This is a genomic window from Hydrogenophaga sp. SNF1 (assembly GCF_034421675.1).
Taxonomy (GTDB): Bacteria; Pseudomonadota; Gammaproteobacteria; order Burkholderiales; family Burkholderiaceae_C; genus Hydrogenophaga; species Hydrogenophaga borbori.
Genome location: NZ_CP139793.1, coordinates 3,837,147 through 3,863,708, shown reverse-complemented (window position 1 = coordinate 3,863,708; position 26,562 = coordinate 3,837,147). Strand labels below are relative to the sequence as shown.

Genomic DNA, 26,562 nt, shown 5'->3' with positions numbered 1-26,562 from the left:
CGGTAGCATGCGCGAGGTCTGCATACCGATATGGGGTATCTGCCAGCCCGCTGGCGGAACCACCCAGGAGGCCCGTCCGATGCGTTCCCTGCCACGCCCTGTCCCCGTCGCTGGCCTGACCCGCCGCGCCTTTGCCGCCACCGCCCTCGGTGGGGCCGCCAGCCTGGTCGCGCCGGCCTTGCTGGCGCAGAGCAACCGCATCGTGCTGGGCCAGTCGGCCGCGTTCAGCGGGCCGGCCGCCCAGCTGGGCATCCAGTTCAACGCGGGCGCGCAGCTGTACTTCGATCAACTCAACCAGCAAGGCGGCGTGAACGGCCAGCGCGTCGAGATCGTCAAGCTCGACGACGGCTACGAGCCCGACCGCTGCGCCGAGAACACGCGCCAGCTGCTCGCGCGCGGCTGCACCGCGCTGTTCGGCTACATCGGCACGCCCACGAGCCTGGCGGCGCTGCCGCTGGCCACCAAGGCCGACACGCCTTTCATCGCGCCCTTCACCGGCGCCATGGGCCTGCGCCAGCCCTTCAACCGCTTGGCCTTCCACCTGCGCGCTTCCTACAACGACGAGACCGAGCTCATCGTGCGCCAGCTCACCGGCCTGGGCCTGAACCATGTCGCGGTGTTCCACCAGAACGACTCGTACGGCAAGGCCGGCCTGGACGGCGTGACGCTCGCGCTGCAGCAGCGCCAGCTCAAGCCCAAGGCAACGGCCACGGTGGAGCGCAACTCGGTCGACGTCGCCCAGGCCGTGGCCACCATCGTCGCGGCCAAGCCGCAGGCGGTGGTGCAGATCAGTGCCTACGCGTCCTGCGCGGCCTTCGTGCGCGAGGCGCGCAAGGCCGGCTTCGGCGGCACCTTCTTCAACGTGTCCTTCGTCGGCACGCAAGCCTTGGCCGATGCGCTCGGCAAGGACGGCGCGGGCGTGGCCATTTCGCAGGTGGTGCCCAACCCCTTCTCCACTGCGCGTCCCATCACGCGCGAGTTCCTCGACGCGATCGCGCGCGGCGGCAACAAGGTGCAGCCCAACTACTCCAGCCTCGAGGGCTTTCTGGCCGCGCGCCTGCTGGCCGAAGGCGCGCGCCGCGCGGGCGGTCGTGTCGGTTCGGGCACGCTCGTGAGCGGGCTCGAAGCCATCGGCGACACCAGCTTCGGTGGCTTCAGCATCTCGCTGAGCCCCGACAACCATGTGGCCTCGCGCTTCTCCGAGCTGTCGATGCTCACCGGCGACGGCCGCGTGCGCACCTGACAGTTCTGACAGGGAACGGGGCGTCAGGATTGACAGGTGCCCCTTGCGGGGCAGGGCTGGTGCCACCCCGCCGAACGTTGCATGATGTTGCAAACACGCCCCAGGGCGAGTTGTCACCGAGCGAGTGCCTGCCGTGTCGAACCGTCCCTTGTTGTCCGTGTTACCCGTGGCCGAATGGCCGCTGCCCCCGGGCGACCGATTGCCCTGCGCGCTGCTGCTCATCACCGCCGACGGGATGGTGCACAGCGCCAACACCACGGCGCATGCGTGGTTCGAAGGCCAGGCCCATCCAATGACGCCGCTGGCCCACTTCCTGGGCATCTCCGAGCACGACGAGCGCGTGGGGGCTCTGGACGGGTTTATCGAGGGGCTGCGGCACACGGGGCAGATGCGCGAGCTGCGGCTGGCCCTGTACCGCCACACCGGTGAGCGCTTCTCGGCCCTGCTCATGGGCATGCCCTTGATCGATCCGGGCGGCCTGTACCTGGGCTTCGACGCCATGGTGCTCGACCTGTCGCGCTGGCAGGACCGCGAGACGCTGGTGCCCTACACGCGCGCCGAGAACCTGCAGGCGCAGCTGGAATCGCGCACGCGCTCGCAGGGCCTGGCGCTGCGTGACATCGACGCCTTCGCGCAGATCCTGTCGCACGACCTGCGCACGCCGCTGCGCCACGCCCGGGGCTACCTGCGGCTGATGCGCGAACACGCGGATCAGGTGGACGACCCGGTGCAGCGGGAGTACACGCAATCGGCAATGCGGGCTGTCGAAGGCATGAACGGCATGATCGATGCCCTGCTGGATTTCACCCGCCTGTCGCGCGTGCGGGTGGATGCGCAGGCCGTGCCGCTGGGGCCGCTGGTGCAGGGCCTGCTGGTGCACCTGAACCGGCATCCGCACGCGGCCCGCGTGTCGTGGCGCATCGACCCGGACCTGCCGGTCGTGCGCGGCGACCCCATGCTGCTCGCCCAGGCCTTCTCGCACGTGCTGGACAACGCCCTGAAGTTCACGCGCTCGGTGCAAGAACCCCGGATCGAGGTGGGCTGGCAGGAAGGGGCCGATGGCACGCGGCTGTTCTACGTGAACGACAACGGCGTGGGCTTCGACCGGCGCGCGGCCGACAAGGTGTTCACGCTGTTCCAGCGCCAGCACCACTCGCTCGACTACGAGGGCATGGGCGTGGGCCTGGCGCTGATGCGCCGCATCATCGAACGCCACGGCGGCATCGCGCGCTGCGAGTCCTCGCCTGGCCAGGGCTGCCGTGTGAGCTTCACGCTGCCCCCGACCTGGCGGACAGCGCCCGCGAGGGCTGAGCGCCCCGCCCCGGCTCAGCCGGCCTGGGCCACCGGGTCCGGCAGCACGGCCGTGACCTCGATCTCCACCTTGGCGCGCGCCTCGACCAGCCGGCTCACTTCCACGCAGGTCATGGCGGGGAAGTGCTTGCCCATGACCGCACGGTAGGCCTCGCCGAGCTCGCGCAGGCGGGCGTTGTACTCGTCGCGGTCGAGGATGTACCAGGTCATGCGCACCATGTGCTCAGGGCCGGCGCCGCCGCTGCGCAGCACGTCGTGCACGTTCTGCAGCGCCTGGCGCGTCTGGGCGATGAAGTCGTCGCTGTCGAACCGCTGCTGGCTGTTCCAGCCGATCTGGCCGCCGACGAAGATCTGCGTGCCGCGCGCGGCGATGCCGTTGGCGTAGCCCTTGGGTGGCGTCCAGCCGTCGGGGTGAAGGTGTTGCAGCATGGTGTCAGGCCTTGGCGGGAGAAGCGTTTTGACGAAGGGCGAAGCGTTGCAGCTTGCCGGTTTCGGTGCGAGGCAGCCGTTCGACGAAGACCACCTCGCGCGGGTACTTGTAGGGCGCCATGCTGGCCTTGGCGTGGTCCTGCAGGGCCTTGACCATGGCCGCGTCGCCCGCGTGCCCGGGCTTGAGCACCACGTAGGCCACGATCACCTGGCCGCGCTCCTCGTCGGGCCGCCCGACCACGCCGCACTCGGCCACCGCCGGGTGCGCCAGCAGCGAGGACTCGACCTCGGGGCCGGCCACGTTGTAGCCCGCCGTGATGATCATGTCGTCGGTGCGCGCCTGGTAGAAGTAGTAGCCGTCGGCGTCGCGCTGGAAGGCGTCGCCGGGGAAATTCCAGCCGCCTTGCACGTACTGCGCCTGGCGCGGCTCGTCGAGGTAGCGGCAGCCCGTGGGGCCGATCACCGCCAGGCGGCCGATTTCGCCATCGGCCGCCGGCTGGCCGGCGTCGTTCACGATGCGCGCGGTGTAGCCCGGCACCACCGTGCCGATGGCACCGCGCCGCACGGCCTCGGGCGCGGCCGAGATGAAGATGTGGAACATCTCGGTGGCGCCGATGCCGTCGAGCATCTCGATGCCGCTGGCCTGTTTCCACAGCTGGCGCGTGGCATCGGGCAGGCCCTCGCCCGCGCTCACGCACAGGCGCAGTCGGCCGATGCCGTGCTGCTGCGCGAAGGGCGCCATCTGCCGGTAGAAGGTGGGCGCGGTGTAGCAGATGGTCGCGCCCTTGTCGGCGATGAGCTTGACCATGGCCTCGGGCGTGTAGGCGATCGAGGGGAAGTAGACCGAGCAGCCGGCCCACATCGGGAAGATCAGCAGGCCGCCCAGGCCGAAGGTGAAGGCCAGCGGCGGTGAGCCCACCACCACGTCGTCCGGCGTGGCGCGCAGCACGTGGCGCGGCCAGCACTCGCAGGCGGCGAGCACGTCGCGGTGCGTGTGCACGGCGGCCTTGGGCACGCCCGTGGTGCCGGAGGTGAAGGCCAGCAGCGCGATGTCCTCGCCCGCGGTGGGGCAGGGCGTGGCCTGCGCGGGCTGGCGCGCGGCCAGCGCTTCGAGGTCGTCGGCGGCGTCGGTGTTGAAGCGCAGCAGCGGCAGCGCGCTGCCGCAGGCCTCGAGCTCGCCGGTGAGCGCGGCGTCGCACAGCAGCAGTGCGGGCTGGGACTTGTGAATGATGCCCAAGAGCTCCTTGGCGCGCAGTAGCGGCATGGTGGCGACCACCACCAGCCCGGCCTGCACCACGGCCAGCCAGGCCAGCGCCATGGCCACCGAGTTGCCGCCGCGCAGCAGCACGCGGTTGCCGGGCACCAGGCCGTGTTCGCGCACCAGCAGGTTGGCGATGCGGTTGACCTGATCGCGCGCCTGCGCATAGCTCAGCGTGCGCGCGTCGCTGCGCAGGAAGGGGCGATCGGCGTGGCCCCGGGAGAAGGCCTGGTCGAACAGGGCCTGCACCAGGTTCACCTGCGCGGGAATGGCCTGCAGCTCGGGCGTGTCGAAGCGCAGCTCGGGCCATTGCCCCGGTGGGGGCAGCCGGTCGTGCACGAAGCGGTCGGTCTGGGCGGATGTCATCGGTGTCTCTGGTTCAACGCAGGGCGTTCTTGCCGAGGATCAGGAGCTGCACTTCGCTCGCGCCCTCGTAGATGCGCAGCGAGCGGATGTCGCGGTAGAGGTGTTCCACCACCTCGCCCACGCGCACGCCGCGCCCGCCGAACATCTGCACGGCCATGTCGATCACGCACTGCGCGTTCTCGGTGGCGGTGAGCTTGGCGGCCGCGGCGGCGGCGGTATAGGCCGGTGTGCCGGCGCCGTGCGAGGCGCTCTCGTCGCGCATCCAGGCGGCGCGGTAGGTGAGCATCGCGGCGGCGTCGATCAGCGCGCTCATTTCGCCCAGGCGCGCCTGAGTGAGCTGGAAGTCGGCCAGGTGCTGGCCGAACATCTCGCGCCGCTTCGCGTGGGCCACCGCCTCGGCGAAGGCGCGGCGTGCCATGCCCAGCGCGGCGGCGGCCACCGAGGCGCGGAAGATGTCCAGCGTCTGCATGGCCAGCTTGAAGCCCCCGTCCACCGTGCCCACCAGCGCGTCGGCGCCGACGCGGCAGTCCTTGAAGCGCAGGGTGGCGAGCGGGTGTGGGGCCATCACGTCGATGTGCTCGGTGGTGTCCAGGCCCGGCGCGTCGGCCGGCACGACGAAGGCGCTGATGCCGCGCGCGCCGGCGTCGGGCGTGGTCTTGGCGAAGACCACGTAGTAGTCGGCCAGGCCGCCGTTGCTGATCCAGGTCTTGCAGCCATCCAGTGCCCAGCCGCCGTCCACCGGGCGGGCGCGGGTTCGCATACCGGCCACGTCGGAACCGGCCTCGGGTTCGCTGAGCGCGAAGGCGGCGATCTGCGCGCCACTGGCCACGGCGCGCAGGCGCTGCTCGCGCTGCGCCTCGCTGCCCCCGAGCGTGATGCTGCCGCTGCCCAGGCCTTGCATGGCGAAGGCGAAGTCGGCCAGCGGCGAGTGGAAGGCCAGCGTTTCGCGCAGGACCACGAGCGCGCGCGAGTCGAGCTTGTCGAGCGCACCGCCGTGCGCGGCGGGCACGCAGTAGCGCAGCCAGCCGGCGTCACCCAGGCGGCGCACCCAGTCGCGGCAGGCGCGGCGGTCGTCGGATTCGTCGACCCGCTGCGCGCCGGCCCAGTCGGCCAGGCCCAGGGCGAGCGCGCGGTGGTGTTCGCCGAAAAAGGGCAGCTCCCACTGCGCCTGCGGCGGGGTCATGCCATGGGGGCGGTCGAAGGCGACCATGGGCTCAGTCCCCCTCGAAGACCGGGCGCTGCTTCGCCGCGAAGGCCTCGTAGGCGCGGCGGAAGTCCTGCGTCTGCATGCAGATGGCCTGGGCCTGGGCCTCGGCCTCGATGGCCTGGTCCAGCGTCATGGCCCACTCCTGGTGCAACATGGTCTTGGTCATGCCGTGCGCGAAGGTCGGGCCTTCGGCGAGCGAGGACGCGAGCTGGAGCGCTGCCCCGTGCAGGGCCTCGGGCTCGTGCAGGGCGTTGAAGAAGCCCCAGGCCAGGCCCTCGTCGGCCTTCATGGCGCGGCCGGTGAACAGCAGCTCGCTGGCGCGGCCCTGGCCGATCAGGCGCGGCAGCAGGGCGCAGGCGCCCATGTCGGCGCCGGCCAGGCCCACGCGCGTGAACAGGAAGGCGGTGCTGGCGCGCGCCGTGCCCAGGCGCAGGTCGCTGGCCAGGGCCATCATGGCGCCGGCGCCGGCGCACACGCCGTCGATGGCCGCCACGATGGGCTGCGGGCAGGCGCGCATGGCGCTCACCAGCGCGCCCGTCATGCGCGTGAAGGCCAGCAGCTCGGGCATGGTCATCTTCGTCAGCGGACCGATGATCTCGTGCACGTCGCCGCCGGAGCAGAAGTTGCCGCCCGCGCCGGTGAGCACCACCGCCTTCACGTCGGTGGCGCGTTGCAGGCCGTGGAACCAGTCGCGCAGCTCGGCGTACGAGTCGAAGGTGAGCGGGTTCTTGCGGTCCGGGCGGTTGAGCGTGACGGTGGCCACGCCACCGGCGATGGACAGGGCGAAGTGCCGGGGCGAGGCCGGGGCCGGCGCGTACTGGCCGCGCATGGGGTTGTGGTCGGGGATGGGGTGTTTCATTCGATGGCGTCCGTCAGGCGCTGGTTGAGTTCGAGCTGGTGCTGCTTGACCTTGCCCAGCAGCTTGTAGAGCTGCTCGAGGTCGCGCGGCGACAGGCCCTCGAAGGCCTCCACGATCCAGTGCTCGTGCTGCTCGGCCATCTGGGTGAAGGCGCGGCGGCCGCGCTCGGTCAGGCGCACGCGGAAGGCGCGGCGGTCGCCCTCGACGCCGGTGCGCTCGACCAGGCCCTCGGCCACGAGCTGGTCGGTGATGCCGGTGACGTTGCCACCCGTGACCATGAGCCGGTGCGACAGCTCCTTCATCTTCAGTCCGTCCGGGTGGCGTTCGAGCTGCGCCATCAGGTCGAAGCGCGGCAGCGTGGTGTCGAAGTGCTCGCGAAGCCCCGCGCGCACGCGCTTCTCGATCAGCTGCGAGCAGGTGAGCAGGCGCAACCACAGGCGCAGCTCATGCGCGTGCTCGCTGTGCGCGCGCGCCTCGAGGTCCAGGTTTTCGAGAGCGTTCATTTGCTGGCCTCCTCTTCCTCTTGCGCTTTCATGGCTTGCTGGCGGGCGATCTCCCGGTAGAGCTGGTCGCGCCCGCTCAGGTAGGGCGCGGGCCAATCGATGGCGCGGGTCTGCAGCTTGGCGGCCTCGTGCAGCGTCCAGGCCGGGTTGGCCAGGTGCGGTCGGGCCACGGCGCACAGGTCGGCGCGGCCCGCGGCCACGATGCTGTTGGCGTGGTCGGCCTCGCTGATGGCGCCCACGGCCATGGTCAGGATGTCGACCTCGTTGCGCACGCGGTCGGCGAACGGTGTCTGGTACATGCGGCCATACACCGGCTTGGCCTGGCGCGTGGTCTGACCCGAGGAGACGTCGATCACGTCGCAGCCAGCGGCCTTGAACAGGCGCGCGATGGCCACCGCGTCGTCGGGCGTGTTGCCACCGGGCGCCCAGTCGTGCGCCGAGATGCGCACGCTCATGGGCCTGTCGGCGGGCCAGGCGGCGCGCATGGCCTGGAAGACTTCCAGCGGGTAGCGGCAGCGGTTCTCCAGCGAGCCGCCATAGGCGTCTGTGCGCTGGTTGGTGAGCGGACAGATGAAGGCCGAGAGCAGGTAGCCGTGCGCGCAGTGCAGCTCCAGCCAGTCGAAGCCGGCGGCGGCGGCGCGCCGCGTCGAGTCGACGAAGGCGGCGGTCATGGCGTCCATGTCGGCGCGGGTCATGGCGCGCGGCACCTGGTTCTGCTCGCCGTAGGGCAGGGCGCTGGCCGACAGCAGCGGCCAGTTGCCTCTGGGCAGGGGTTCGTCGATCTGTTCCCAGCCCAGTTGCGTGGAGCCCTTGGGGCCGCTGTGGCCGAGCTGCAGGCCGATCTTCACGCCGTTGCCCTGCTCATGGGCGAAGCGAACGATGCGCTCGAAGGCGCGCTGCTGCGCGTCGTTCCACAGCCCGGGGCAGCCGGGGGTGATGCGGCCCTCGGGTGTGGGGCTGGTCATCTCGACCATCACCAGCGCGGCGCCGCCCGCGGCGCGCGCGCCCAGATGAACGAAGTGCCAGTCGCCCACCACGCCGTCCTGCGCCTTGTACTGCGCCATGGGCGATACGACGATGCGGTTCTTCAGGGACAGGCCGCGCACCGTCAGCGGCAGCAGCATGGGGGGTGTGGGGTGTTTCGCGGCCGCGCTGCCGGCGCGCGTCGCGAGCCAGTTCTCGTAGCCTTCCAGCCAGCGGGCGTCGCGCAGGCGCAGGTTCTCATGGCTGATGCGCTGGCTGCGCGTGAGCAGCGAGTAGGCGAACTGCTCGATCTCCATGCCGGTGTAGCGGTCCACGTGCTCGAACCACTCGGTGGAGTTGCGCGCGGCGTTCTGGATCTTGAGCACCTCCACGCTGCGCCGGGCTTCGTAGGCCTGCAGCACCGTGGCGACGTCGGCGTCGGGGTGGCGCTCGAACTCGGTGGCCAGGTCGATGGCGTCTTCCAGGGCGAGCTTGGTGCCGCTGCCGATGGAGAAGTGCGCCGTGTGCGCGGCGTCGCCCATCAGCACGATGGGGACGCGCCGCGCTGTGCGACCCGGCGCCGGGTCGCCCCCAGCCGGATCAGCCGCCTCGGAGGGGAGCGACCCGCGCAGCGGCGGCGCGTGGGGGTCGATGTCTTGCCAGTGCACCCAGGTCTTGCAGATCACGCGCGGGAAGCGGATCCAGATGGCCGAGCCGCGCAGGTGGCCGGCGTTGCTGATGAGGCGGTGGCCGTCGAGGTAGGGCGCGAAGAGCTTCTCGCAGAAGGCGATGCCGTCCTCCTGGCTCATCTGGTCGATGCCGTGCGCCTTCCACACGTGTTCGGGCGTCTCCACGATGAAGGTCGAGGTGTCGGCGTCGAACTGGTAGGCGTGGGCCTGGAACCAGCCATGCTCGGTCTGGACGAAGGCGAAGGTGAAGGCGTCGAAGGTCTTTTTGGTGCCAAGCCACACGAAGCGGCACTGGCGGTTGTCGATGTCGGGCTCAAAGGTGCTGGCGTAGCGTGTGCGCACGCGGCTGTTGAGGCCGTCGCTGGCGATGACCAGGTCGGCCTGGTACTGCGCGGCCAGGGCCTGGTCGTCGGTGACGTCGGTCTCGAACACCAGCTTGACGCCGAGCTGCTGGCAGCGCGCCTGCAGCACGTTGAGCAGCCGCTTGCGGCCAATGCCGCAGAAGCCGTGGCCGCCGCTGCGCACGCTGCGGCCTTTGTAGAAGACCTCGATGTCGTCCCAGTGGTTGAAGGCGTCGCCGATTTCCTGGGCCGTTTCGGGGTCGGCCGCGCGCAGATTGCCCAGGGTCTGGTCGGACAGCACCACGCCCCAGCCGAAGGTGTCGAAGGGGCGGTTGCGCTCGACGACCGTGACCTCCAGCGAGGGCTGTCGCCGCTTCATCAACAGCGCGAAGTACAGCCCCGCCGGGCCACCACCAATGCACAGGATGCGTTGCAGCGACGTTTTCATGTTTAATTAGTTTAGACATGAAACATCAGCGAACAACCGGGTAAACCCTTGCCAGTGAAGGCCGTGTTACATCAGCGCACTGGCGTGGCCGTCCCCAAGGGAGTAAGGTCAGGCGTTCCGTGTTCGAGAAACGACATGAGTGTGTACCGCTTCAAATCCCGGGAGACCGGCGATCTCGTCATGCTGCCGGCGCACGGCAAGCGCATGCTGGAAATCCTGGGCAAGGACCCGGACAGCCCCGGGGTGCTGCTGCCCGACGACATGCCGCGCGCGATCGACGCGATCCGCGCCGCGGTGCTGAACGAGGAAGCCGAACACAAGCGCCTGCGCGACGAGGCCGAGGCCAAGGGCGAGGTCCCGCCGACGTTCGAGAGCGTGAGCCTGCGCATGCGCAGCACGCCCTTCATTGAAATGCTGCAGCGCGCCCTGAAGGAGCGCGTGGAGGTGGTCTGGGGGGTGTGAGCCCGCCTGCCGCCGTCAATCCACCTTCGCGCCCGAGGCCTTCACCACAGCCTCCCACTTGCGGATTTCCGCGTCGATCAGGGCCGCGAACTCGGCCGGCGTGTTGCCACTGGGGATGGCGCCCTGGGCCAGCAGGCGTTCCTTCACTGCCGGGGCGTTGAGGGCCTTGGCGGTTTCCTGCTGCAGGCGGTTCACGGTGTCAGGCGGCGTGCCGGCCGGCGCGAGCAGGCCGAACCAGGAGCTGGCCTCGAAGCCCGGCAGCTTGCCTGCCTCGGCCACCGTGGGCACGTCGGGCAGGGCGGCCGAGCGCACCGCGCTGGTCACGGCGAAGGCCTTGAGGTTGCCGGCCTGGATGTGCGCCATCGCCGAGGGCAGGTTGTCGAACATCACGTCCATGTTGCCTGCCAGCAGGTCCGTCATGGCCGGCCCCGAGCCGCGGTAGGGGATGTGCGTCATGAAGATGCCGGTGCGCGACTTGAACAGCTCGCCGGCCAGGTGGATGGAGGTGCCATTGCCGCTGGAGGCCATGTTCAGGCGCCCCGGCCGGGCCTTGGCGACCCGGATGAAATCTGCCACGTTGTGGACCCCCAGTTCCTGCGCGCGCCGGGTGCTCATCACCATCACGTTGGGCACGCCGGCCACCAGGGTCACGGGCGCGAAGTCCTTCTGCGGGTCGTAGGGCAGCTTGCTGTACAGCGACTTGTTGATGCCGTGCGTGCCCACGGTGCCCATGAGCAGGGTGTAGCCGTCAGCGGGCGACTTGGCCACCACCTCGGCGCCGATGTTGCCGCCAGCGCCCGCGCGGTTCTCCACCACGAAGCTCTGGCCGAAGGCCTTGCTCAGTTCGGGCGCGAGGGTGCGGGCCAGGATGTCGGTGGTGCCGCCCGGCGCGAAGGGCACGACGATGCGCACCGGCTTGGTCGGCCAGGCACCCTGTGCGAGCGTGGCGGCAGGCAGGGCCAGGGCGGTGGCGAGGGCAACGAGGGATCGGCGGCTGAGGCGCATGGACGGGCTCCTGATCAGTGCGGTGAGTGACCGCCAGCCTATAGGGACCATCTGAGGAGTCAACCGGAGGACTACCACCTGGCGAGCGCAGGTGTCAGCCCAGCGACACCGCGGAACCGGCTGTGCCGGGCCGCAGGTGTCGCCCCCGCTCAGGGGGGTGGCGCGAAGCGCCGCGGGGGGAGCCTTCTGTCAGTCGGCGTACTGGCCGGCCGCGTCGATCACCACCTTGAGCTTGGCGATCTCGTTGGCCACGAACTTCTTGTGGCCTTCGGGCGTGACGCGGTCGTCGGTCACCACGATGGCGCCCAGTTCTTCCTGGCGCTTGATGAACTCGGGGTCCTTGAGCGCGACCTTGAGGGCGTCATTGAGCTTCTTCAGCACGTCGGGCGGCGTGCCCTTCGGGGCGTACATGCCGTGCCAGATGGTGAGGTTGAAGCCCTTGAGGCCCATTTCCTGCAGCGAGGGGTAGTGCTTGAGGATGGGGTGGTTGCTCAGCGGCTTGGCCGTGGTCACGGCGAAGGCCTTCACGCGGCCGCCCTCGATCTGCGAGGTGGTGTTGGTGGTCTGGTCGCACATCACGTCCACCTGGCCGCCGATGAGGTCGTTCATGGCCGGGCCGGTGCCGCGGTAGGCGATGGTGGTCATGGACTTGTCGAGCTTCACGGCGTGCTGCCACATCAGGCCGCAGATGTGCGAGGCCGAACCCAGGCCGGCGTGCGCCAGGTTGAGCTTGCCGCCGTTGGAGCGGATGTAGGCCTCGAAGTCGCGGTAGGTGTTGGCGTTGAGCTTGTTGGAACCCAGCAGCGTCATGGGCACGTCGTTGATGGCGCCCAGGTACTCGAAGTCGTCCAGGGCGCTGAACTGCTTCTTCTTGTAGAGGCTGTCGGTGGCGGCCATGCCGATGTGCCACACGAGCAGGGTGTAGCCGTCCTTGGGGGCGCGGGCCACGCGGGTCGCGGCGATGGTGCCGCCGGCGCCGGCGGTGTTCTCGACCACGATGTTGGCGTTGTTGCCCAGCGGCTTGCGCATGGCCTCGGCGAGCTGGCGCGCCACCAGGTCGGTCGGGCCGCCGGCGGCGAAGGGCACCACGAAGGTGACGGGCTTGCTGGGGAAGGCCTGGGCGAACGCGCCCACCGCCAGGGTTGTGCCCAGGGCCAGGGTGACGAGCTGTTTCATGGTTGTCTCCTGTAGGGAGGTTAATGACCCGCGCATGCTATGCGGGCCCGCAGGGACGGCCATCGCGGGAAATACGTAGCCCCCCACCCGTACAAACCCCTGTCCCGGCGCCCTTCAGCGGTAGCTGCGGGCGTCCTCGATCACCTTGCCGTCGTTGGGCAGGCTGCCGGGCGCCACCAGCTCCACCTCGCCGCGCAGCTTGGTGATATCGCGAACGGCGGCGGCGATGCTCTCGCGCAGCGCCTCGGTGGCCTGGCCGCCCGGTTCGGCCTCTACCCGCAGGCAGAGCTGGTCGCTGGCCATCTCGCCGCTGACCACCAGTCGGGCCTTGCGGATCTGCGGGAAGCGGCGCGCGATGTCGGCCACCTGGGAGGGGTGCACGAACATGCCGCGCACCTTGGTGGTCTGGTCGGCGCGGCCCATCCAGCCCTTGATGCGCGGCGCCGTGCGGCCCGTGGGACAGGCGCCCGGCAGCATGGCCGAGAGGTCGCCGGTGCCGAAGCGGATCAGCGGGTAAGCCGGATTGAGCGTGGTGACCACCAGCTCACCGACCTCGCCTTCGGCCACGGGATCGTCCGTGCCCGGGCGCACGATCTCCACGATCACGTGCTCTTCCAGCACCAGGCCCTCGCGGGCGGCGGTTTCATAGGCCACCAGGCCGAGGTCGGCGGTGGCATAGGTCTGGTACACGGCCACGCCGCGTTCGGCGAACCAGGCGGTCAGGCTGGGCGGGCAGGCCTCGCCGCCCACCACCGCCTTCGTCAGGGACGAGAGGTCCGCGCCGGTTTCGGCGGCTTTCTCGATCAGGATGCGCAGGAAGCTGGGCGTGCCGGTGTAGCCCTCGGGCCGCAGCTCGGCCATGGCCTGCAGCTGCTGTTCGGTCTGGCCGGTGCCGGCGGGAAAGACGGTGCAGCCCACCGCGTGCGCGCCCGACTCCAGGATGAAGGCGCCCGGCGTCATGTGATAGCTGAAGGCGTTGTGCACCAGCTCGCCGGCCCGAAAGCCCGCCGCGAACAGGGCGCGTCCGGTGCGCCAGTAGTCGCGCGTCGCGCCCTCGGGTTCGTAGATCGGGCCGGGCGACGCGTACAGGCGCGTCATTGCGGGTCCCCGCACCAGGGTGCTGAAGCCGCCGAAGGCGTCGCGGGCGACCTGGGCGCGCTGGCGCGCCAGCAGGCTGCTTTTGCGCGTGACCGGCAGCTTGGCCAGCGCGGCGCGGCTGTTCACGCCGGACGCGTCCACGCCGCTCAGGATCTCGGCGAAGGCCGGGCTGTGCGCCTGCGCGTGCGCGACCTGCCGCGCCAGCGCGGCCATCTGCTCGGCCTCGCGTTGCGCGGGGGCGCGCGTCTCCAGCGCATCGAAGAACGGATTCATCACGCCAGCCACCTTTTCCTCCGCTTGTAGCTCTTCACGTCCTTGAAGCTCTTGCGTTCGCCGCCGCCCATGCCGAGGTAGAACTCCTTGACGTCCTCGTTGTTGCGCAGCTCGGGCGCGGGCCCGTCCATGACGATGCGCCCGCTCTCCATGATGTAGCCGTAGTCGGCGTAGCGCAGTGCCATGTTGGTGTTCTGCTCGGCCAGCAGGAAGGTCACGCGCTCCTTGTGGTTGAGGTCCTTCACGATCTCGAAGACCTCCTCGACGATCTGCGGCGCCAGGCCCATGCTGGGCTCGTCGAGCAGCACCACGCTGGGGTTGGCCATGAGCGCGCGCCCGATGGCGCACATCTGCTGCTCGCCGCCGCTGGTGTAGGCGGCCTGGCTGGTGCGCCGCGTCTTCAGGCGCGGGAAGTAGGCGTAGACCTTCTCCAGGTTGCGTGCGACCTCGGCGCGGTCCTTGCGGGTGTAGGAGCCGGTCATGAGGTTTTCCTCGATGGTGAGGTGCGCGAAGCAGTGGCGCCCCTCCATGACCTGCACCACGCCGCGCTGCACGAGGTCGGCCGGCGAGAGGTTCTCGATGCGCTCGCCGCGCAGCTCGATGCTGCCCTTGGTGACCTCGCCGCGCTCGCCTTTGAGCAGGTTGGAGACGGCGCGCAGCGTGGTGGTCTTGCCCGCGCCGTTGCCGCCCAGGATGGCCGCGATCTGGCCCTCGCGCACGCTCAGCGAGACGCCTTTGAGCACCAGGATCACGTGGTTGTAGATGACCTCGATGCCGTTGACGTTGAGGACGATGGATGGGTCGGTGCTCATGGGGATTCCTTCGTGTCCATGTGCAAGGGCAGCGCGCCGCCCTTGCAGATGGCGCCGCGCGCGAGGCGCGGCGCGGGAGGGATCAGGAACCGCAGTCCGAGGCGGCCCGGCGCGACATCTTCTTGTCGGCCAGGTACTTGTCGGCGCCCGCCTTCACCATGGGCTTGATGATCTGCTCATCGGCCTGCATGAAGTCGGAGCTGAAGTTCCACTTGGCGCCGTCCCAGGTGTGCACGCGCGCCCAGGTCGAGCCCATGTGGTCGTTGCACGAGGTGGACAGCGGGCGCATGACGCCGGCGAAGCCCAGCGCGTCGAGCTTCTTCTGGTCCAGCGCCAGGTTCTCCAGGCCCCAGCGCACCTGCTCGCCCGTCATGACCTTGCCCTTGCCGAAGCGCTCCTGCGCGCGGCGCACGGCTTCCACGCCCAGCATCTGGATGATCACGCCACGCGTGTACAGCACCGAGCCCACCTCGTCCTTCGGTCCCGTACCCTGGCCCTTGTCGTGCACCAGCTTGAGGATGTCCTGGATCACCTTGGGCTGCTGGCCCGAGGTGTTGAGTGCGAGCGCGTTGTAGCCCTTGGCGCCCTGGCCCACGTCCTTCACGTCGGGTTCGGCGCCGGCCCACCACACGCCGTACATCTTCTCGCGCGGGTAGCCCGTGGCCTGGGCTTCCTTGAGGGCGGTGGAGTTCATCACGCCCCAGCCCCACAGCAGCACGTAGTCGGGGCGGCTCTGGCGCACCTGCAGCCAGGCGGCTTTCTGCTCCACGCCGGGCGCGGTCACGGGGATCAGCTGCAGGTCGAAGCCGTGCATGCGCTGGCGTTCCTGCAGCAGGGGGATGGGCTCCTTGCCGAAAGGCGAGTCGTGGTAGACCAGGGCGATCTTCTTGCCCTTGAGCTTGTCCAGGCCGCCTTCCTTCTGGCCGATGTGCTGGATCAGGATGTCGGCGCCCGTCCAGTAGCTGCCCATGAGCGGGAAGTTCCACTTGAAGGCGTTGCCGTCCTGGGAGACCGACAGACCGTAGCCCAGCGTGATCAGCGGAATCTTGTCGGTGGGGACCTTCTCGGTCAGCGCGAAGGTGATGCCGGTGGCCTGCGGGTCGAACAGGGTCACGCCCGGGCGGCTCTTGAGGCGCTCATAACATTCGACGCCGCGGTCGGTGGCATAGCCGGTCTCGCATTCCTCGAATGTGAGCTTGACGCCGTTGATGCCGCCATCGCGCGCGTTGATGAGCTTGAGGTAGTCCTGCTTGCCGTTGGCCCAGGGGGTGCCGTTGGGCGCATAGGGCCCGGTGCGGTACGACAGGAGCGGGAAGAACTGCTCCTTGGCCTGGGCGAAGGCGCTGGTGGCCACCAGCGAAGTTGCGCCGCACGCCAGCGCGGCGACGGCAAGGACCAGATGGCGAAGCTTCATGGTTTGTCTCCTGTGGATGAAGTTGACGCGGGCGAAAAATTGGAAAGAAGGCTCGGGGTGGGCTCAGTGGGGGAAGGGCCACAGCCGCAGCTTCTGCTTGCCGATGGACCACAGCTTGGCCAGTCCATGCGGCTCGACGATCAGGAACCAGACGATCAGGCCGCCGAAGACCATGAGTTCGACGTGCGAGACGGCGGCGGTGGACAGGCTCACGCCGAACAGCTCGCCGAAGGCCGGCAGCGCCTGGTTGAGCACGATGGGCAACACCACGATGAAGGCCGCGCCGAAGAAGGCGCCCATGATGGAGCCCAGGCCGCCGATGATCACCATGAACAGCAGGCGGAAAGACAGGTCCACCCCGAAGGCAGCGGGCTCCCAGGCGCCCAGGTAGACGAAGGCCCACAGGCCACCGGCCACGCCGATGATGAAGCTGGAGACCGCAAAGGCGGTGAGCTTGGCGTACATCGGGCGGATGCCGATGACCGCCGCGGCCACGTCCATGTCGCGGATGGCCATCCACTCGCGGCCGATGGCGCTGCGCACCAGGTTCTTGGCCAGCAGCGCCAGCACCACCAGCACCGCCAGGCAGAACAGGTACTTGCTCACCGCGCTTTCGATCGGCAGGCCGAAGATCTGCAGGTGGTTGACCGACACCGAACCCGAGGGCGAGTCGTTCACGAACCACTTCACGCGCAGGAACATCCAGTCGGCGAAGAACTGCGCGGCCAGCGTGGCGACGGCGAGGTACAGGCCCTTGACGCGCAGGCTGGGCAGGCCGAACAGCACGCCGAACGCAGTGGCGCACAGGCCGCCCAGCAGCAGCGCGGGCACCAGCGGCATGCCCGGGATGCGCACGAAGAAGTTGTAGGCCATGTAGGCGCCCACCGCCATGAAGGCGCCCGACCCCAGCGAGATCTGGCCGCAGTAACCCACCAGGATGTTCACGCCCAGCGCGGCCAGCGACATGATCAGGAAGGGGATCAGGATCGCGCGCATCATGTAGTCGCTGGCCAGCAGCGGCACCGCCACGAAGGACAATGCGATGAGCGCGAGCACGAGCCATCGGTCCTGGTCGATGGGGAAGATCTGCTGGTCGGCGCGGTAGGAGGTCTTGAACTGACCGTTTTCGCGATAGAACATGGTCAGCTCCTCAGACGCGATCGATGATCTTCTCGCCGAACAACCCTTGGGGTCGGAAGAGAAGGAAGACGAGGGCGAGCACGTAGGCGAACCAGATCTCGATGCCGCCGCCGACGAAGGGGCCGAGGTAGACCTCGGAGAGCTTCTCGCCCACGCCGATGATGAGTCCGCCGATGATGGCGCCGGGCACGGAGGTCAGCCCGCCGAGGATGACCACGGGCAGCGCGCGCAGCGCCAGGGTGGTGAGCGAGAACTGCACGCCCAGCTTGGAGCCCCAGATGATGCCGGCGACCAGCGCGGTGACACCGGCGACGAACCACACGATGACCCAGATGCGGTTGAGCGCGATGCCGATGGACTGGGCGGCCTGGTGGTCGTCGGCCACCGCGCGCAGCGCGCGCCCGGTGCTGGTCTTCTGGAAGAACAGGCTGAGCGCGCCCACCAGCAGCGCGGCGATGCAGGCGGCGTAGACGTCCTCCAGGTTGATGAGCACGCCGCCGGGGAAGGTGCTCTCCATGAGGAAGACCGGGTCCTTGGGCATGCCCACGTTGATGGCGTAGATGTTCGAGCCGAACAGGGTCTGGCCCAGGCCGTCGAGGAAGTAGGTGATGCCCAGGGTGGCCATGAGCAGCGTCACGCCTTCCTGGTTGACCAGGTGGCGCAGCACGAGGCGCTCGATCAGCCAGGCCACCACCCACATCAGCGCGGCGGCCAGCACGAAGGCGATGGCGTTGGCCAGCACGAGGCTTTCGATGCCGATCCACTGCGGCACCCAGGTCGAGAAGCGCGCCATTGCCAGCGCGGCGAACAGCACCATCGCGCCCTGCGCGAAGTTGAACACCCCCGAGGCCTTGAAGATCAGCACGAAGCCCAGCGCCACCAGGGAGTACAGCATGCCGGCCATGAGGCCGCCGAAGAGCGATTCGAGGAAGAAGGCCATGGCTACATCTGCTCCATCAGTGGCTCGTGCCGAGGTAGGCGCGGATGACCTCCTCGTTGGTGCGCACCTCTTCGGGGGTGCCGTCGCCGATCTTCTTGCCGTAGTCGAGCACCACCACGCGATCGGAGATGTCCATCACCACCCCCATGTCGTGCTCGATCAGCACGATGGTGGTGCCGAACTCGTCGTTGACGTCCAGGATGAAGCGGCTCATGTCCTGCTTCTCCTCCAGGTTCATGCCCGCCATGGGCTCGTCGAGCAGCAGCACCTGCGGCTCCATGGCCAGCGCGCGGCCCAGGTCCACGCGCTTTTGCAGCCCGTAGGGCAGCGTGCCCACCGGCGTCTTGCGATAGGCCTGGATCTCCAGGAAGTCGATGATGTTCTCGACGAAGGCGCGGTGCTGCTCCTCCTCCTGCTGCGCCGAGCCCAGCCACTTCAGGCCCGCGAACGGGTGGCGAAACGCCTGCGCGAGCAAGCCGCTTCTCACGCGCAGGTTGCGCCCGCTCATGAGGTTGTCGATCACGCTCATGCCCTTGAACAGCGCCAGGTTCTGGAAGGTGCGCGCGATCCCCATCTCGGCCACCTGGCGGCTGTTCATGTGCCGGAAGGTCTGGCCCCGAAAGCTGATCGAGCCCTCCTGCGGCTGGTACACCCCGTTGATGCAGTTGAGCATGGAGCTCTTGCCCGCGCCGTTGGGCCCGATGATGGCGCGCACCTCGTGCTCTCGCACGTCGAAGCTGATGTCGGTCAGTGCCTTGACCCCGCCAAAGCGCAGGCTGATGTTCTTCACATCCAGGATCACCTCGCCGATCTTCTTGGCGCCCGCGCTGGCGGCCGCGCCCCCGGCGCTGCCCGACTCACCCGTTTGGTCCATGTCGATCTGCCTCATGCCGCATCCTTCACCGGTGCGAAGGTCTTGGCGTCTCGGATCTGCAGCGTGGCGCTGACCGAGCCCGTGCGACCGTCCTCGAACTTGACCTGCGTCTGGATGAACTGCTCGCGCTTGCCCGCGTACAGCGCCTCCACCAGCGCCTGGTACTTCTCGCCAATGAAGCCGCGGCGCACCTTGTTCGTGCGCGTGAGCTCGCCGTCGTCGGCGTCGAGCTCCTTGTGCAGCACCAGAAAGCGGCTGATCTGGCTGCCCGCCAGCCGCTCGTCTTGGCTCAAGTCGGCGTTGACCTGCTCCACGCACTGCGCGATGAGCTCGTAGACCTCGGGCTTGGCCGCCAGGTCGGTGTAGCCCGCGTACGGCAGGTTGCGCCGCTCGGCCCAGTTGCCCACGGCCTCGAAGTCGATGTTGACCATCACGCACACGCGATCTCGCCCGTCGCCAAAGGCCACCGCCTCCTTGATGTGCGAGAAGAACTTGAGCTTGTTCTCCACGTACTTGGGCGCGAACATGGCGCCGTCGTGCGCGCCCCCGCTCAGGCGACCCACGTCCTTGACCCGGTCGATGATCTTCAGGTGCCCCGCCGCGTCGATGAAGCCCGCGTCGCTGGTGTGGTACCAGCCCTCGGCGTCCAGCACCTCGGCCGTGGCCTGCGGGTTCTTGTGGTACTCCTTGAGCAGCCCGGGCGAGCGCACCAGGATCTCGCCCGTCTCGCTGAGCTTGATCTGCACGCCCTCGCAGGGCACCCCCACCGTGTCGGCCCGGGCCTCGTGGTCGGGCTGCAGGCACACGAAGACGGCCGTCTCCGTGGAGCCATAGAGCTGCTTCAGGTTCACCCCGATGCTGCGGTAGAAGCTGAAGAGGTCCGGCCCGATGGCTTCGCCCGCGGTGTAGGCCACGCGCACGCGGCTCAAGCCCAGGTTGTTGCGCAGCGGGCCGTAGACCAGCCAGTCGCCCAGGCGGTACTTCAGCCGCTCCCACGCGCCCACGGGCTTGCCGTCCATGAGGTCGGGGCCCACGCGGCGCGCCAGCCCCATGGCGCTGTGAAAGAGCCAGCGCTTGAGCGCGCCCGCGTCTTCCATGCGAATCATCACGCTGGTCAGCAGCCCCTCGAACACCCGCGGCGGCGCGAAGTAGTAGGTCGGCCCCACCTCCTTCATGTCGATGCTCACCGTGCCGCTGCTCTCCGGGCAGTTGACCACGTAGCCGCTGACCAGCCACTGCGCGTAGGAGAAGATGTTCTGCCCGATCCACGCCGGCGGCAGGTAGGCCAGCACCTCGTCGCCGGGCCCCAGCTTGTCAAAGCGCGCGCCAGCCCCCGCGCGGTCGAGCAGGCTGCGGTGCAGGTGCACCACCCCCTTGGGGTTGCCCGTCGTGCCGCTGGTGAAAAACATCGCCGCCACGTCATCGGGGCGGCCCTCATCGACCTGCTCGTCGAAGAAGCCAGGGTGCGCCCGATCGAACGCCTCGCCCGCGCGCACCAGCGCGTCCAGACTCTGCAGCCCCGCCTGCTCGTAGTTCCTCAGTCCGCGCGGGTCGTCGTACCAGATGCGCGTGAGCTGCGGGCACTGCCCCCGGATCTCCAGCATCTTGTCCACCTGCTCCTGGTCTTCCACCACGCACAGCCGAACCTCGGCGTTGTTGATCGGAAAGACACACTCGCCCGCCACCGCGTCCTGGTACAGCGGCACCGCGATCGCCCCCAGCGACTGCGCCGCCAGCATCGTCGCGTACAGCCTCGGGCGGTTCGCCCCTATCACCACCAGGTGCTCGCCACGGCGCAAACCCGCCTCGTGCAGTCCGCACGCCAGACCCCTCACCAGCCGCAGCATCTCGCCCCAGCTCGTCGTTTGCCAGATCCCGTACGCCTTCTCTCGCATCGCGGGCGCGTTGGGCCGCTGCTTCGCATGGTCCCGCAGCATCCGCGGAAAAGTGGTCTGCATGCCTCGTCTCCTGTGGTCCCGACGCGGGCGCTCGCTGGCGACACCGGGTTGGGGTATGGAGCGCATGGTAGGCCCGGGTTTGACGTTATGTTGTCTGTGTGACGACAATTGAGGGTCTACCCTGCTAGGACTTTCCCCATGTACCTTGCCGCCCGCCGCAGCGCCATCCGCGAGCGCGCACGCCGCCCCACCGAGGCCGAGCTCGCCGGCATTCCCTGGCTGCCGCCCTTGCAGGGCGAGGCGCGCGAGCGCGCGCTGGACGCGCTGCAGGTGGTGGAGGCCGAGGCCGGCGACTACGTCTGTCGCATCGGGCGGCCGGTGACCTACTGGTTCGGCCTCGTCGACGGCCTGCTCAAGATGACGAACGACGATTCCAGCGGTCCCGCCATCACTTTCACCGGGGTGGCGCCCGGTGGCTGGTTCGGCGAGGGCACGGTGCTCAAGCACGAGCAGTACCGCTACAACATCCAGGCCTTGCGCAAGAGCCTGATCGCGGGCCTGCCGGTGGAGACCTTCGACTGGCTGCTGGACCATTCCATTGGTTTCAACCGCTTCGTGATGCACCAGCTCAACGAACGCCTGGGCCAGTTCATCGCCGCGCGCGAGGTGGACCGCCTGGGCAGCCCCGACCTGCGCGTGGCGCGCAACCTGGCGGCCCTGTTCCACCCGCTGCTGTCGCCCAACGTGGGCGGCATCCTGCGCATCACGCAGCAGGAGCTGGCCTACCTGGTGGGCCTGTCGCGCCAGCGCGTGAACGAGGCCCTGGGTGCGCTGCAGGCGAAGGGGTGGATCCGCATCGAGTACGGGGGCCTGCGCGTGCTGGATCTGCAGGCATTGCGCTCGGGCGACCTGGGCTGAGGGCTTCGCGGCCGCGGGCCGGCATCGGCATCGGCGGGGCGGGGACCGCCTTTCTCCTACACGCCGCGGCGGGCCTTTCCTACGCCGCGCGCCCGCCCCCCGGCGGAACATGGGGCATCCCAACCCCAAGGAGGTCAAGCATGAACGTCAGAATCGCCACCGCCGTCGCCTTGTGCGCCGTTTCCGCCTTCGCCACCGCCCAGACCATGAGCAAGGCGGAGTACGACGCGGCCAAGGAGCGCATCGAGATGAACTACAAGACCGCGAAGAAGGCCTGCGATGCCATGAAGGACAACGCCAAGGACGTGTGCCAGGAAGAAGCCAAGGGCACGGAGCGTGTCGACAAGGCGGCCCTGGAGCAGCAATACAAGGCCTCGCCGGACAATGCCCGCAAGCTCGAGAAGGCGAAGGCCGACAGCGCCTACGACATCGCCAAGGAGAAGTGCGAAGACCAGACGGGCGACGCCCAGAAGGTGTGCAAGGCCGATGCGAAGGCCGAGCACGAACGGGCGCTGAAGGCCGCCAAGGGCAAGACCTGAGCGCGGCAAGAGCGGCGGAAATCGCCCTTCGGGGCGATTTCTTTTGCCGGTGGTGGGGTTGGCGACAATCGCTGCCATGGCATCCGATCCCCCCAACCGAACGCTCAAGCTCAAGCCCGCGGCCCCCAAGCCCCCGGCCGATCCGCGCGCGCCCCGCCGCCCCCCCGTGCGCCCCCCCGGCCCGGCGCGCGCCCGTCCCCTGAGCAGCGCGCAGCGGCCCGAACTGCCTGTGCAGCCCGCAGCCACCGCCACGGCCCCCCGGGCCGGTGACCCCGGCAGGGCGCCCCGCCGCGACCCCGCCCCCCCTCACACGCCCGCCGCGCCGCGCGACGGCACGCGCCTCAACAAGCGCCTGGCGGCGTTGGGCCTGTGCTCGCGCCGCGAGGCCGACGAGTGGATCGCCAATGGCTGGGTCAGCGTGGACGGCGCCGTGGCCACCATGGGACAGGCGGTGGGGCCCGGCGCCCGCATCGAGGTGCTGCCCGCCGCGCAAAGGGCCCAGGGCGAGCGCGTCACCATCCTGTTGCACAAGCCCGTGGGCTACGTGAGCGGCCAGCCCGAGGACGGCCACGAGGCCGCCGTCGTGCTGGTGAACGCCAGGACCCACTGGAAGGACGACCGCAGCCCGCGCCGCTTCTCGCCCGCGCAGCTCAAGGGCCTGGCGCCCGCGGGCCGGCTCGACATCGACTCCACCGGCCTGCTCGTGCTCACGCAGGACGGGCGGGTCGCTCGCGCCCTCATCGGCGAGGACAGCGAGGTGGAGAAGGAGTACCTGGTGCGCGTCGTGTGGGCGCCGCATGGGCCGAAAGGGCCGGGCGTGGTCGAGCAGGACGTGCAGGCCGTATTCCCCGCCGACCGGCTGGCGCGGCTGCGCCACGGCCTGTCGCTCGATGGCCAGCCGCTTCGGCCCGCGGGCGTGGACTGGCTCAACCCCGAGCAGCTGCGCTTCGTGCTCACCGAGGGCAAGAAGCGCCAGATCCGCCGCATGTGCGAGGCGGTGGGCCTGCACGTGGTGGGCCTCAAGCGCGTGCGCATCGGTCGCGTGGCCCTGGGCCAGCTGCCCCAGGGGCAGTGGCGCTACCTGCTTCCTGGCGAAGCGTTCTGACGCCGCCGGTCCCCCCGGCCGGTGCGGCCCCCGGGGCCTGTCCACAATCCGGCATGGCCGCCCCCGTTCCGCCGCCTCCTCCTCGCCGGCGGCACCTGCGCCCCAGCGATCTGAGGGCCGCCGCCCAACTGGCCACGCAGGCCACGCTCGGCGTGGTCGGCATTGCCGAGGGCGTGCACCAGGCCGTGCGCCAACGCATGGGCCTGCCGGCGGGTGAGGCGCCCGAGCGTGCCGGCGGCCTCACCGGGCGAATCTATGGGGCCATTCGCGGGGTCGCGCACGGCGTGGGCGCTGGCATCGACGGCGTGTTGCACAGCGTTCTCCCCTTGTTCGACGATCCCGCCCAGGCCGGGCAGGACTCGCCCGGGCGCGAGGCCGTGGTGGCGGCGATCAACGGGGTGCTCGGAGACCGCCTCGCGGCCATGGGCAATGCGCTCGCCCAGCCGATGGAGTGGCGCCAGGGCGAGCGGGTGTTGCCCACGCGGCAGGCCGAACGGTTCGATCGGGCGCTGCAGGGGGCCAGGCCCCACCTGCTGCTGATGGTGCATGGCCTGTGCATGAACGACACGCAATGGCGGCGCGGCGGACACGACCACACCGAGGTGCTGAGCGAGGCGCTGCGGGCCACCCCTTTGCGCCTGCGCTACAACAGCGGCCTGCGCATCGCGGCCAACGGCCGCGAACTGGCGCACCAGCTGGAACGCGTGCTGGCCCTGTGGCCGCTGCCCGTGCAGGGCATCACCATCGTGGGCCACAGCATGGGCGGACTGGTGGCGCGAAGCGCGGTGCACGAGGCACGCCGCGCGGGACTTCGGTGGCCCGACCTGCTGAAGCACCTGGTGTTCCTGGGGACGCCGCACCACGGTGCCCCTCTGGAGCGCGCGGGACACGGCGCGGATCTGCTGCTCGGCTCCTCGCCGTTTTCCGCCCCGCTGGCGCGGCTGGGTCGCCTGCGCAGCGCGGGCATCGTCGACCTGCGGTACGGCCACCTGCGGCACCCGGACGAGGGGCACATGGATGATCCGCTGCCTTTGCCCGACGGCGTGGCCTGCTTTGGCGTGGCGGCCTGCCTGGCGCCGCGCCGCGGCCTGTTGGCTGAGCGCCTGGTGGGCGACGGCCTGGTTCCCCTGCGCAGCGCCCTGGGTGAACACGACGAGCCCGCGCGCCGCCTGGCGTTCGCGCGCGGCAGCCTGCGCGTGGTGTACCGCACCGGGCACCTCGACCTGTTGTCCAGCCCGCTGGTGGCCGAGCAGCTGCGGCAGTGGCTGAGCGCCGCACCGGCGGTGTCGATCGCCTGAGAGCGGGGGCTTGAAAAGCCCCTGTGCCGCCCCCACTTGGGCCACGCTCGGTGCGCGCCGGTGCGCTGCCGGCGAGCGTTTTCCGTTTCCCTCATCATTCCCGCCATGAGCAAACAGACCCATTCCTTCCAGGCCGAGGTGGCCCAGCTGCTGCACCTCGTCACGCACTCGCTGTACTCCAACCCGGACATCTTTCTGCGCGAGCTGGTCTCCAACGCGTCCGATGCCTGCGACAAGCTGCGCTTCGAGGCGCTGAACAACAGCGCCCTGTACGAGGACGCGCCCGAACTGGACGTCCGCATCGCCTTCGACAAGGACGCGCGCACCCTCACCATCACCGACAACGGCATCGGCATGAGCGCGCAGGAGGCGATCGACCACCTGGGCACCATCGCCAAGAGCGGCACGCGCGACTTCATGAGCCGGCTCACAGGCGACCAGAAGTCCGACGCCCAGCTCATCGGCCAGTTCGGCGTGGGCTTCTATTCGGGCTTCATCGTGGCGGACAAGATCGTCGTGGAGAGCCGGCGCGCCGGCCTGCCGGCCAGCGAGGGCGTGCGCTGGACCAGTGGCGGCAGCGGCGACTTCGAGGTCGAGGCCATCGAGCGCGCCGCGCGCGGCACCAGCGTGATCCTGCACCTGCGGGAGGACAAGACGGAGTACCTCAACCACTGGAAGCTCAAGTCCATCGTTGGCAAGTACAGCGACCACATCAGCCTGCCCATCCGCATGCAGGAAGAGGAATGGGACGCCGAAAAAGGCGAGCACCGCCTCAAGGACGAATGGACCGCGGTGAACTCGGCCAACGCGCTGTGGGCGCGGCCGAAGAAGGACATCACCGACGAGCAGTACGTCGAGTTCTACAAAAACCTGAGCTACGACAGCGAGGCCCCGCTGAGCTGGAGCCACCACCGCGTGGAGGGCAGCACCGAGTACACGCAACTGCTCTACCTGCCGGCCAAGGCGCCGCAGGACCTGTGGAACCGCGACCGCAAGGCCGGCATCAAGCTGTACGTGCGGCGTGTCTTCATCATGGACGAGGCCGAGGCCCTGATGCCCGCCTACCTGCGCTGGGTCAAGGGCGTGGTCGATTCGAGCGACCTGCCGCTCAACGTGAGCCGCGAACTGCTGCAGGAAAGCCGCGACGTCAAAGCCATCCGCGAGGGCAATACCCGCCGCGTGCTGGGCATGCTCGACGAACTGAGCAAGGATGCGGAGAAGTACGCGGCGTTCTACGCCGAGTTCGGTGCCGTGCTCAAGGAGGGCCTGGGTGAGGACTTCACCAACCGCGACAAGCTGGCCAAGCTGCTGCGCTTCGCCAGCAGCACGCAGGCAGAGCCGGGCTCGCTGGCCGACTACAAGTCGCGCATGAAGGAAGGCCAGAAGGCCATCTACTACATCACCGCCGACTCCATCGCCGCCGCGCGCAACAGCCCGCAGCTCGAGGTGTTCCGCCAGAAGGGCATCGAGGTGCTGCTGATGGCCGACCGCGTGGACGAGTGGGCGCTGTCTTTCCTTCCCGAGTTCGATGGCACGCCGCTGCAGAGCGTGGCCAAGGGCGCGGTGGACCTGGGCGACCTGCAGGACGAGGCCGAGAAGCAGGCCGCCGAAGCCGCCGCCGAAGGTTTCAAACCCGTGCTGGAGAAGCTCAAGGAAGCGCTCAAGGACCGCGTGAAAGACGTGCGCGCGACCTCGCGCCTGGTGGATTCGCCGGCCTGCCTGGTGGTGGAGGACGGCGACTACTCCATGCAGCTGGCCCGCCTGCTCAAGCAGGCGGGCCAGAAGGCGCCCGAGGTCAAGCCCATCCTGGAGGTGAACGCGGGCCACCCGCTGGTGAAGAAGCTCGAGGGCAACGAGCGTTTCGACGACCTCGCGCACGTGCTGTTCGACCAGGCCCTGCTGGCCGAGGGCGGTCTGCCCGAAGACCCGGCGGCCTATGTGCGCCGCGTCAATGCCCTGCTGGTGTGACAGACGGGTGCCGGGGTGGGGCACT

Annotated in this window: 22 protein-coding genes and 1 pseudogene; 8 read left to right on the top strand and 15 right to left on the bottom strand. The window is 69.4% G+C overall.

Translation table 11 applies throughout. From position 1 onward, the window contains the following. Positions 1-79 precede the first annotated feature (79 nt). Both SOM08_RS18495 and SOM08_RS18490 read left to right on the top strand, forming a co-directional pair. On the top strand, positions 80-1,243 hold the full coding sequence (locus SOM08_RS18495) for an ABC transporter substrate-binding protein (RefSeq protein ID WP_116959938.1): 1,164 nt from the start codon (positions 80-82) through the stop codon (positions 1,241-1,243). 235 nt (positions 1,244-1,478) lie between these two features. Beyond that, a pseudogene (locus SOM08_RS18490) lies at positions 1,479-2,465 on the top strand (sensor histidine kinase); the annotation flags it as partial. Positions 2,466-2,569: 104 nt separating this feature from the next. Here SOM08_RS18490 and SOM08_RS18485 read toward each other — a convergent pair. From SOM08_RS18485 to SOM08_RS18460, 6 genes are read right to left on the bottom strand one after another with little or no spacing between them, the layout of a single operon-like run. Beyond that, positions 2,570-2,983 (bottom strand): RidA family protein, encoded by a 414-nt coding sequence (locus SOM08_RS18485; protein WP_322469479.1) that lies wholly within the window; start codon positions 2,981-2,983, stop codon positions 2,570-2,572. Positions 2,984-2,987: 4 nt separating this feature from the next. Further along, on the bottom strand, positions 2,988-4,607 hold the full coding sequence (locus tag SOM08_RS18480; protein ID WP_322469478.1) for an AMP-binding protein: 1,620 nt from the start codon (positions 4,605-4,607) through the stop codon (positions 2,988-2,990). 13 nt (positions 4,608-4,620) lie between these two features. Next, the gene (locus SOM08_RS18475) at positions 4,621-5,817 is read right to left on the bottom strand and encodes an acyl-CoA dehydrogenase family protein (protein WP_322469477.1); all 1,197 of its coding nucleotides are present in this window, start codon (positions 5,815-5,817) and stop codon (positions 4,621-4,623) included. A 4-nt stretch (positions 5,818-5,821) separates the two neighbouring features. Then, a complete protein-coding gene (locus tag SOM08_RS18470) occupies positions 5,822-6,673 on the bottom strand; it encodes an enoyl-CoA hydratase family protein (protein ID WP_116959942.1) in 852 nt (283 codons plus the stop codon). Beyond that, complete coding sequence (locus SOM08_RS18465; RefSeq protein WP_070400745.1) at positions 6,670-7,158, bottom strand: MarR family winged helix-turn-helix transcriptional regulator; 489 nt, start codon at positions 7,156-7,158, stop codon at positions 6,670-6,672. The genes SOM08_RS18470 and SOM08_RS18465 overlap by 4 nt, the downstream gene beginning before the upstream one ends. A gap of 14 nt (positions 7,159-7,172) precedes the next feature. After that, a complete protein-coding gene (locus SOM08_RS18460) occupies positions 7,173-9,617 on the bottom strand; it encodes a bifunctional salicylyl-CoA 5-hydroxylase/oxidoreductase (protein ID WP_322469476.1) in 2,445 nt (814 codons plus the stop codon). Positions 9,618-9,752: 135 nt separating this feature from the next. On the opposite strand from SOM08_RS18460, the gene SOM08_RS18455 reads away from it, so the two are divergent. Further along, a complete protein-coding gene (locus SOM08_RS18455) occupies positions 9,753-10,079 on the top strand; it encodes a DUF1840 domain-containing protein (RefSeq protein WP_116959944.1) in 327 nt (108 codons plus the stop codon). 15 nt (positions 10,080-10,094) lie between these two features. Here SOM08_RS18455 and SOM08_RS18450 read toward each other — a convergent pair whose 3' ends face one another. The 9 genes from SOM08_RS18450 to SOM08_RS18410 all read right to left on the bottom strand — a co-directional run bounded on the left by SOM08_RS18450 (position 10,095) and on the right by SOM08_RS18410 (position 20,769). Continuing rightward, positions 10,095-11,084 (bottom strand): tripartite tricarboxylate transporter substrate binding protein, encoded by a 990-nt coding sequence (locus tag SOM08_RS18450; RefSeq protein WP_116959945.1) that lies wholly within the window; start codon positions 11,082-11,084, stop codon positions 10,095-10,097. A 189-nt stretch (positions 11,085-11,273) separates the two neighbouring features. After that, positions 11,274-12,260, bottom strand: coding sequence for a tripartite tricarboxylate transporter substrate-binding protein (locus tag SOM08_RS18445; RefSeq protein ID WP_116959946.1), 987 nt, complete (start codon positions 12,258-12,260; stop codon positions 11,274-11,276). A 114-nt stretch (positions 12,261-12,374) separates the two neighbouring features. Then, positions 12,375-13,631: a phenylacetate--CoA ligase family protein gene (locus SOM08_RS18440; RefSeq protein WP_322469475.1), complete on the bottom strand. Its 1,257-nt coding sequence runs from the start codon at positions 13,629-13,631 to the stop codon at positions 12,375-12,377. Then, positions 13,631-14,443 (bottom strand): ABC transporter ATP-binding protein, encoded by an 813-nt coding sequence (locus tag SOM08_RS18435; protein WP_322469474.1) that lies wholly within the window; start codon positions 14,441-14,443, stop codon positions 13,631-13,633. The genes SOM08_RS18440 and SOM08_RS18435 overlap by 1 nt, the downstream gene beginning before the upstream one ends. Before the next feature lie 82 nt (positions 14,444-14,525). Next, positions 14,526-15,857 carry an ABC transporter substrate-binding protein gene (locus tag SOM08_RS18430; RefSeq protein WP_070400679.1) on the bottom strand — a complete coding sequence of 444 codons (1,332 nt, stop codon included), beginning with the start codon at positions 15,855-15,857 and terminating at the stop codon, positions 14,526-14,528. Between the two features lie 63 nt (positions 15,858-15,920). Beyond that, complete coding sequence (locus SOM08_RS18425; protein ID WP_116961070.1) at positions 15,921-16,997, bottom strand: branched-chain amino acid ABC transporter permease; 1,077 nt, start codon at positions 16,995-16,997, stop codon at positions 15,921-15,923. A 10-nt stretch (positions 16,998-17,007) separates the two neighbouring features. Next, positions 17,008-17,937 carry a branched-chain amino acid ABC transporter permease gene (locus SOM08_RS18420; RefSeq protein ID WP_116961066.1) on the bottom strand — a complete coding sequence of 310 codons (930 nt, stop codon included), beginning with the start codon at positions 17,935-17,937 and terminating at the stop codon, positions 17,008-17,010. 16 nt (positions 17,938-17,953) lie between these two features. Next, complete coding sequence (locus SOM08_RS18415; protein WP_116961067.1) at positions 17,954-18,811, bottom strand: ABC transporter ATP-binding protein; 858 nt, start codon at positions 18,809-18,811, stop codon at positions 17,954-17,956. A gap of 11 nt (positions 18,812-18,822) precedes the next feature. Beyond that, positions 18,823-20,769, bottom strand: coding sequence for an AMP-dependent synthetase/ligase (locus SOM08_RS18410; protein WP_322469473.1), 1,947 nt, complete (start codon positions 20,767-20,769; stop codon positions 18,823-18,825). Positions 20,770-20,907: 138 nt separating this feature from the next. Between SOM08_RS18410 and SOM08_RS18405 the strand changes: the two genes are divergently transcribed. The 5 genes from SOM08_RS18405 (at position 20,908) to htpG (ending at position 26,537) form a co-directional block, all read left to right on the top strand. Beyond that, on the top strand, positions 20,908-21,627 hold the full coding sequence (locus SOM08_RS18405; protein ID WP_070397095.1) for a Crp/Fnr family transcriptional regulator: 720 nt from the start codon (positions 20,908-20,910) through the stop codon (positions 21,625-21,627). A 140-nt stretch (positions 21,628-21,767) separates the two neighbouring features. Beyond that, a complete protein-coding gene (locus tag SOM08_RS18400; RefSeq protein WP_116960807.1) occupies positions 21,768-22,166 on the top strand; it encodes a hypothetical protein in 399 nt (132 codons plus the stop codon). Positions 22,167-22,242: 76 nt separating this feature from the next. After that, the gene (locus SOM08_RS18395) at positions 22,243-23,271 is read left to right on the top strand and encodes a pseudouridine synthase (protein ID WP_322469472.1); all 1,029 of its coding nucleotides are present in this window, start codon (positions 22,243-22,245) and stop codon (positions 23,269-23,271) included. Between the two features lie 53 nt (positions 23,272-23,324). Further along, complete coding sequence (locus SOM08_RS18390; protein WP_322469471.1) at positions 23,325-24,569, top strand: alpha/beta fold hydrolase; 1,245 nt, start codon at positions 23,325-23,327, stop codon at positions 24,567-24,569. 105 nt (positions 24,570-24,674) lie between these two features. Continuing rightward, positions 24,675-26,537, top strand: coding sequence for a molecular chaperone HtpG (gene htpG / locus SOM08_RS18385; RefSeq protein WP_322469470.1), 1,863 nt, complete (start codon positions 24,675-24,677; stop codon positions 26,535-26,537). Positions 26,538-26,562 lie beyond the last annotated feature (25 nt).

Excerpts from the sequence above, each read along its gene's own strand:
- SOM08_RS18480 (WP_322469478.1), bottom strand. The coding sequence starts at position 4,607 with ATGACATCCGCCCAGACCGACCGCTTCGTGCACGACCGGCTGCCCCCA.
- SOM08_RS18435 (WP_322469474.1), bottom strand. The coding sequence starts at position 14,443 with ATGAGCACCGACCCATCCATCGTCCTCAACGTCAACGGCATCGAGGTC.
- htpG (WP_322469470.1), top strand. The coding sequence starts at position 24,675 with ATGAGCAAACAGACCCATTCCTTCCAGGCCGAGGTGGCCCAGCTGCTG.
- SOM08_RS18410 (WP_322469473.1), bottom strand. The coding sequence starts at position 20,769 with ATGCAGACCACTTTTCCGCGGATGCTGCGGGACCATGCGAAGCAGCGG.
- SOM08_RS18475 (WP_322469477.1), bottom strand. The coding sequence starts at position 5,817 with ATGGTCGCCTTCGACCGCCCCCATGGCATGACCCCGCCGCAGGCGCAG.
- SOM08_RS18405 (WP_070397095.1), top strand. The coding sequence starts at position 20,908 with ATGTACCTTGCCGCCCGCCGCAGCGCCATCCGCGAGCGCGCACGCCGC.
- SOM08_RS18455 (WP_116959944.1), top strand. The coding sequence starts at position 9,753 with ATGAGTGTGTACCGCTTCAAATCCCGGGAGACCGGCGATCTCGTCATG.
- SOM08_RS18470 (WP_116959942.1), bottom strand. The coding sequence starts at position 6,673 with ATGAAACACCCCATCCCCGACCACAACCCCATGCGCGGCCAGTACGCG.
- SOM08_RS18430 (WP_070400679.1), bottom strand. The coding sequence starts at position 15,857 with ATGAAGCTTCGCCATCTGGTCCTTGCCGTCGCCGCGCTGGCGTGCGGC.
- SOM08_RS18485 (WP_322469479.1), bottom strand. The coding sequence starts at position 2,983 with ATGCTGCAACACCTTCACCCCGACGGCTGGACGCCACCCAAGGGCTAC.
- SOM08_RS18420 (WP_116961066.1), bottom strand. The coding sequence starts at position 17,937 with ATGGCCTTCTTCCTCGAATCGCTCTTCGGCGGCCTCATGGCCGGCATG.
- SOM08_RS18395 (WP_322469472.1), top strand. The coding sequence starts at position 22,243 with ATGGCATCCGATCCCCCCAACCGAACGCTCAAGCTCAAGCCCGCGGCC.
- SOM08_RS18450 (WP_116959945.1), bottom strand. The coding sequence starts at position 11,084 with ATGCGCCTCAGCCGCCGATCCCTCGTTGCCCTCGCCACCGCCCTGGCC.
- SOM08_RS18415 (WP_116961067.1), bottom strand. The coding sequence starts at position 18,811 with ATGGACCAAACGGGTGAGTCGGGCAGCGCCGGGGGCGCGGCCGCCAGC.
- SOM08_RS18440 (WP_322469475.1), bottom strand. The coding sequence starts at position 13,631 with ATGAATCCGTTCTTCGATGCGCTGGAGACGCGCGCCCCCGCGCAACGC.
- SOM08_RS18495 (WP_116959938.1), top strand. The coding sequence starts at position 80 with ATGCGTTCCCTGCCACGCCCTGTCCCCGTCGCTGGCCTGACCCGCCGC.
- SOM08_RS18400 (WP_116960807.1), top strand. The coding sequence starts at position 21,768 with ATGAACGTCAGAATCGCCACCGCCGTCGCCTTGTGCGCCGTTTCCGCC.
- SOM08_RS18390 (WP_322469471.1), top strand. The coding sequence starts at position 23,325 with ATGGCCGCCCCCGTTCCGCCGCCTCCTCCTCGCCGGCGGCACCTGCGC.
- SOM08_RS18425 (WP_116961070.1), bottom strand. The coding sequence starts at position 16,997 with ATGTTCTATCGCGAAAACGGTCAGTTCAAGACCTCCTACCGCGCCGAC.
- SOM08_RS18460 (WP_322469476.1), bottom strand. The coding sequence starts at position 9,617 with ATGAAAACGTCGCTGCAACGCATCCTGTGCATTGGTGGTGGCCCGGCG.
- SOM08_RS18445 (WP_116959946.1), bottom strand. The coding sequence starts at position 12,260 with ATGAAACAGCTCGTCACCCTGGCCCTGGGCACAACCCTGGCGGTGGGC.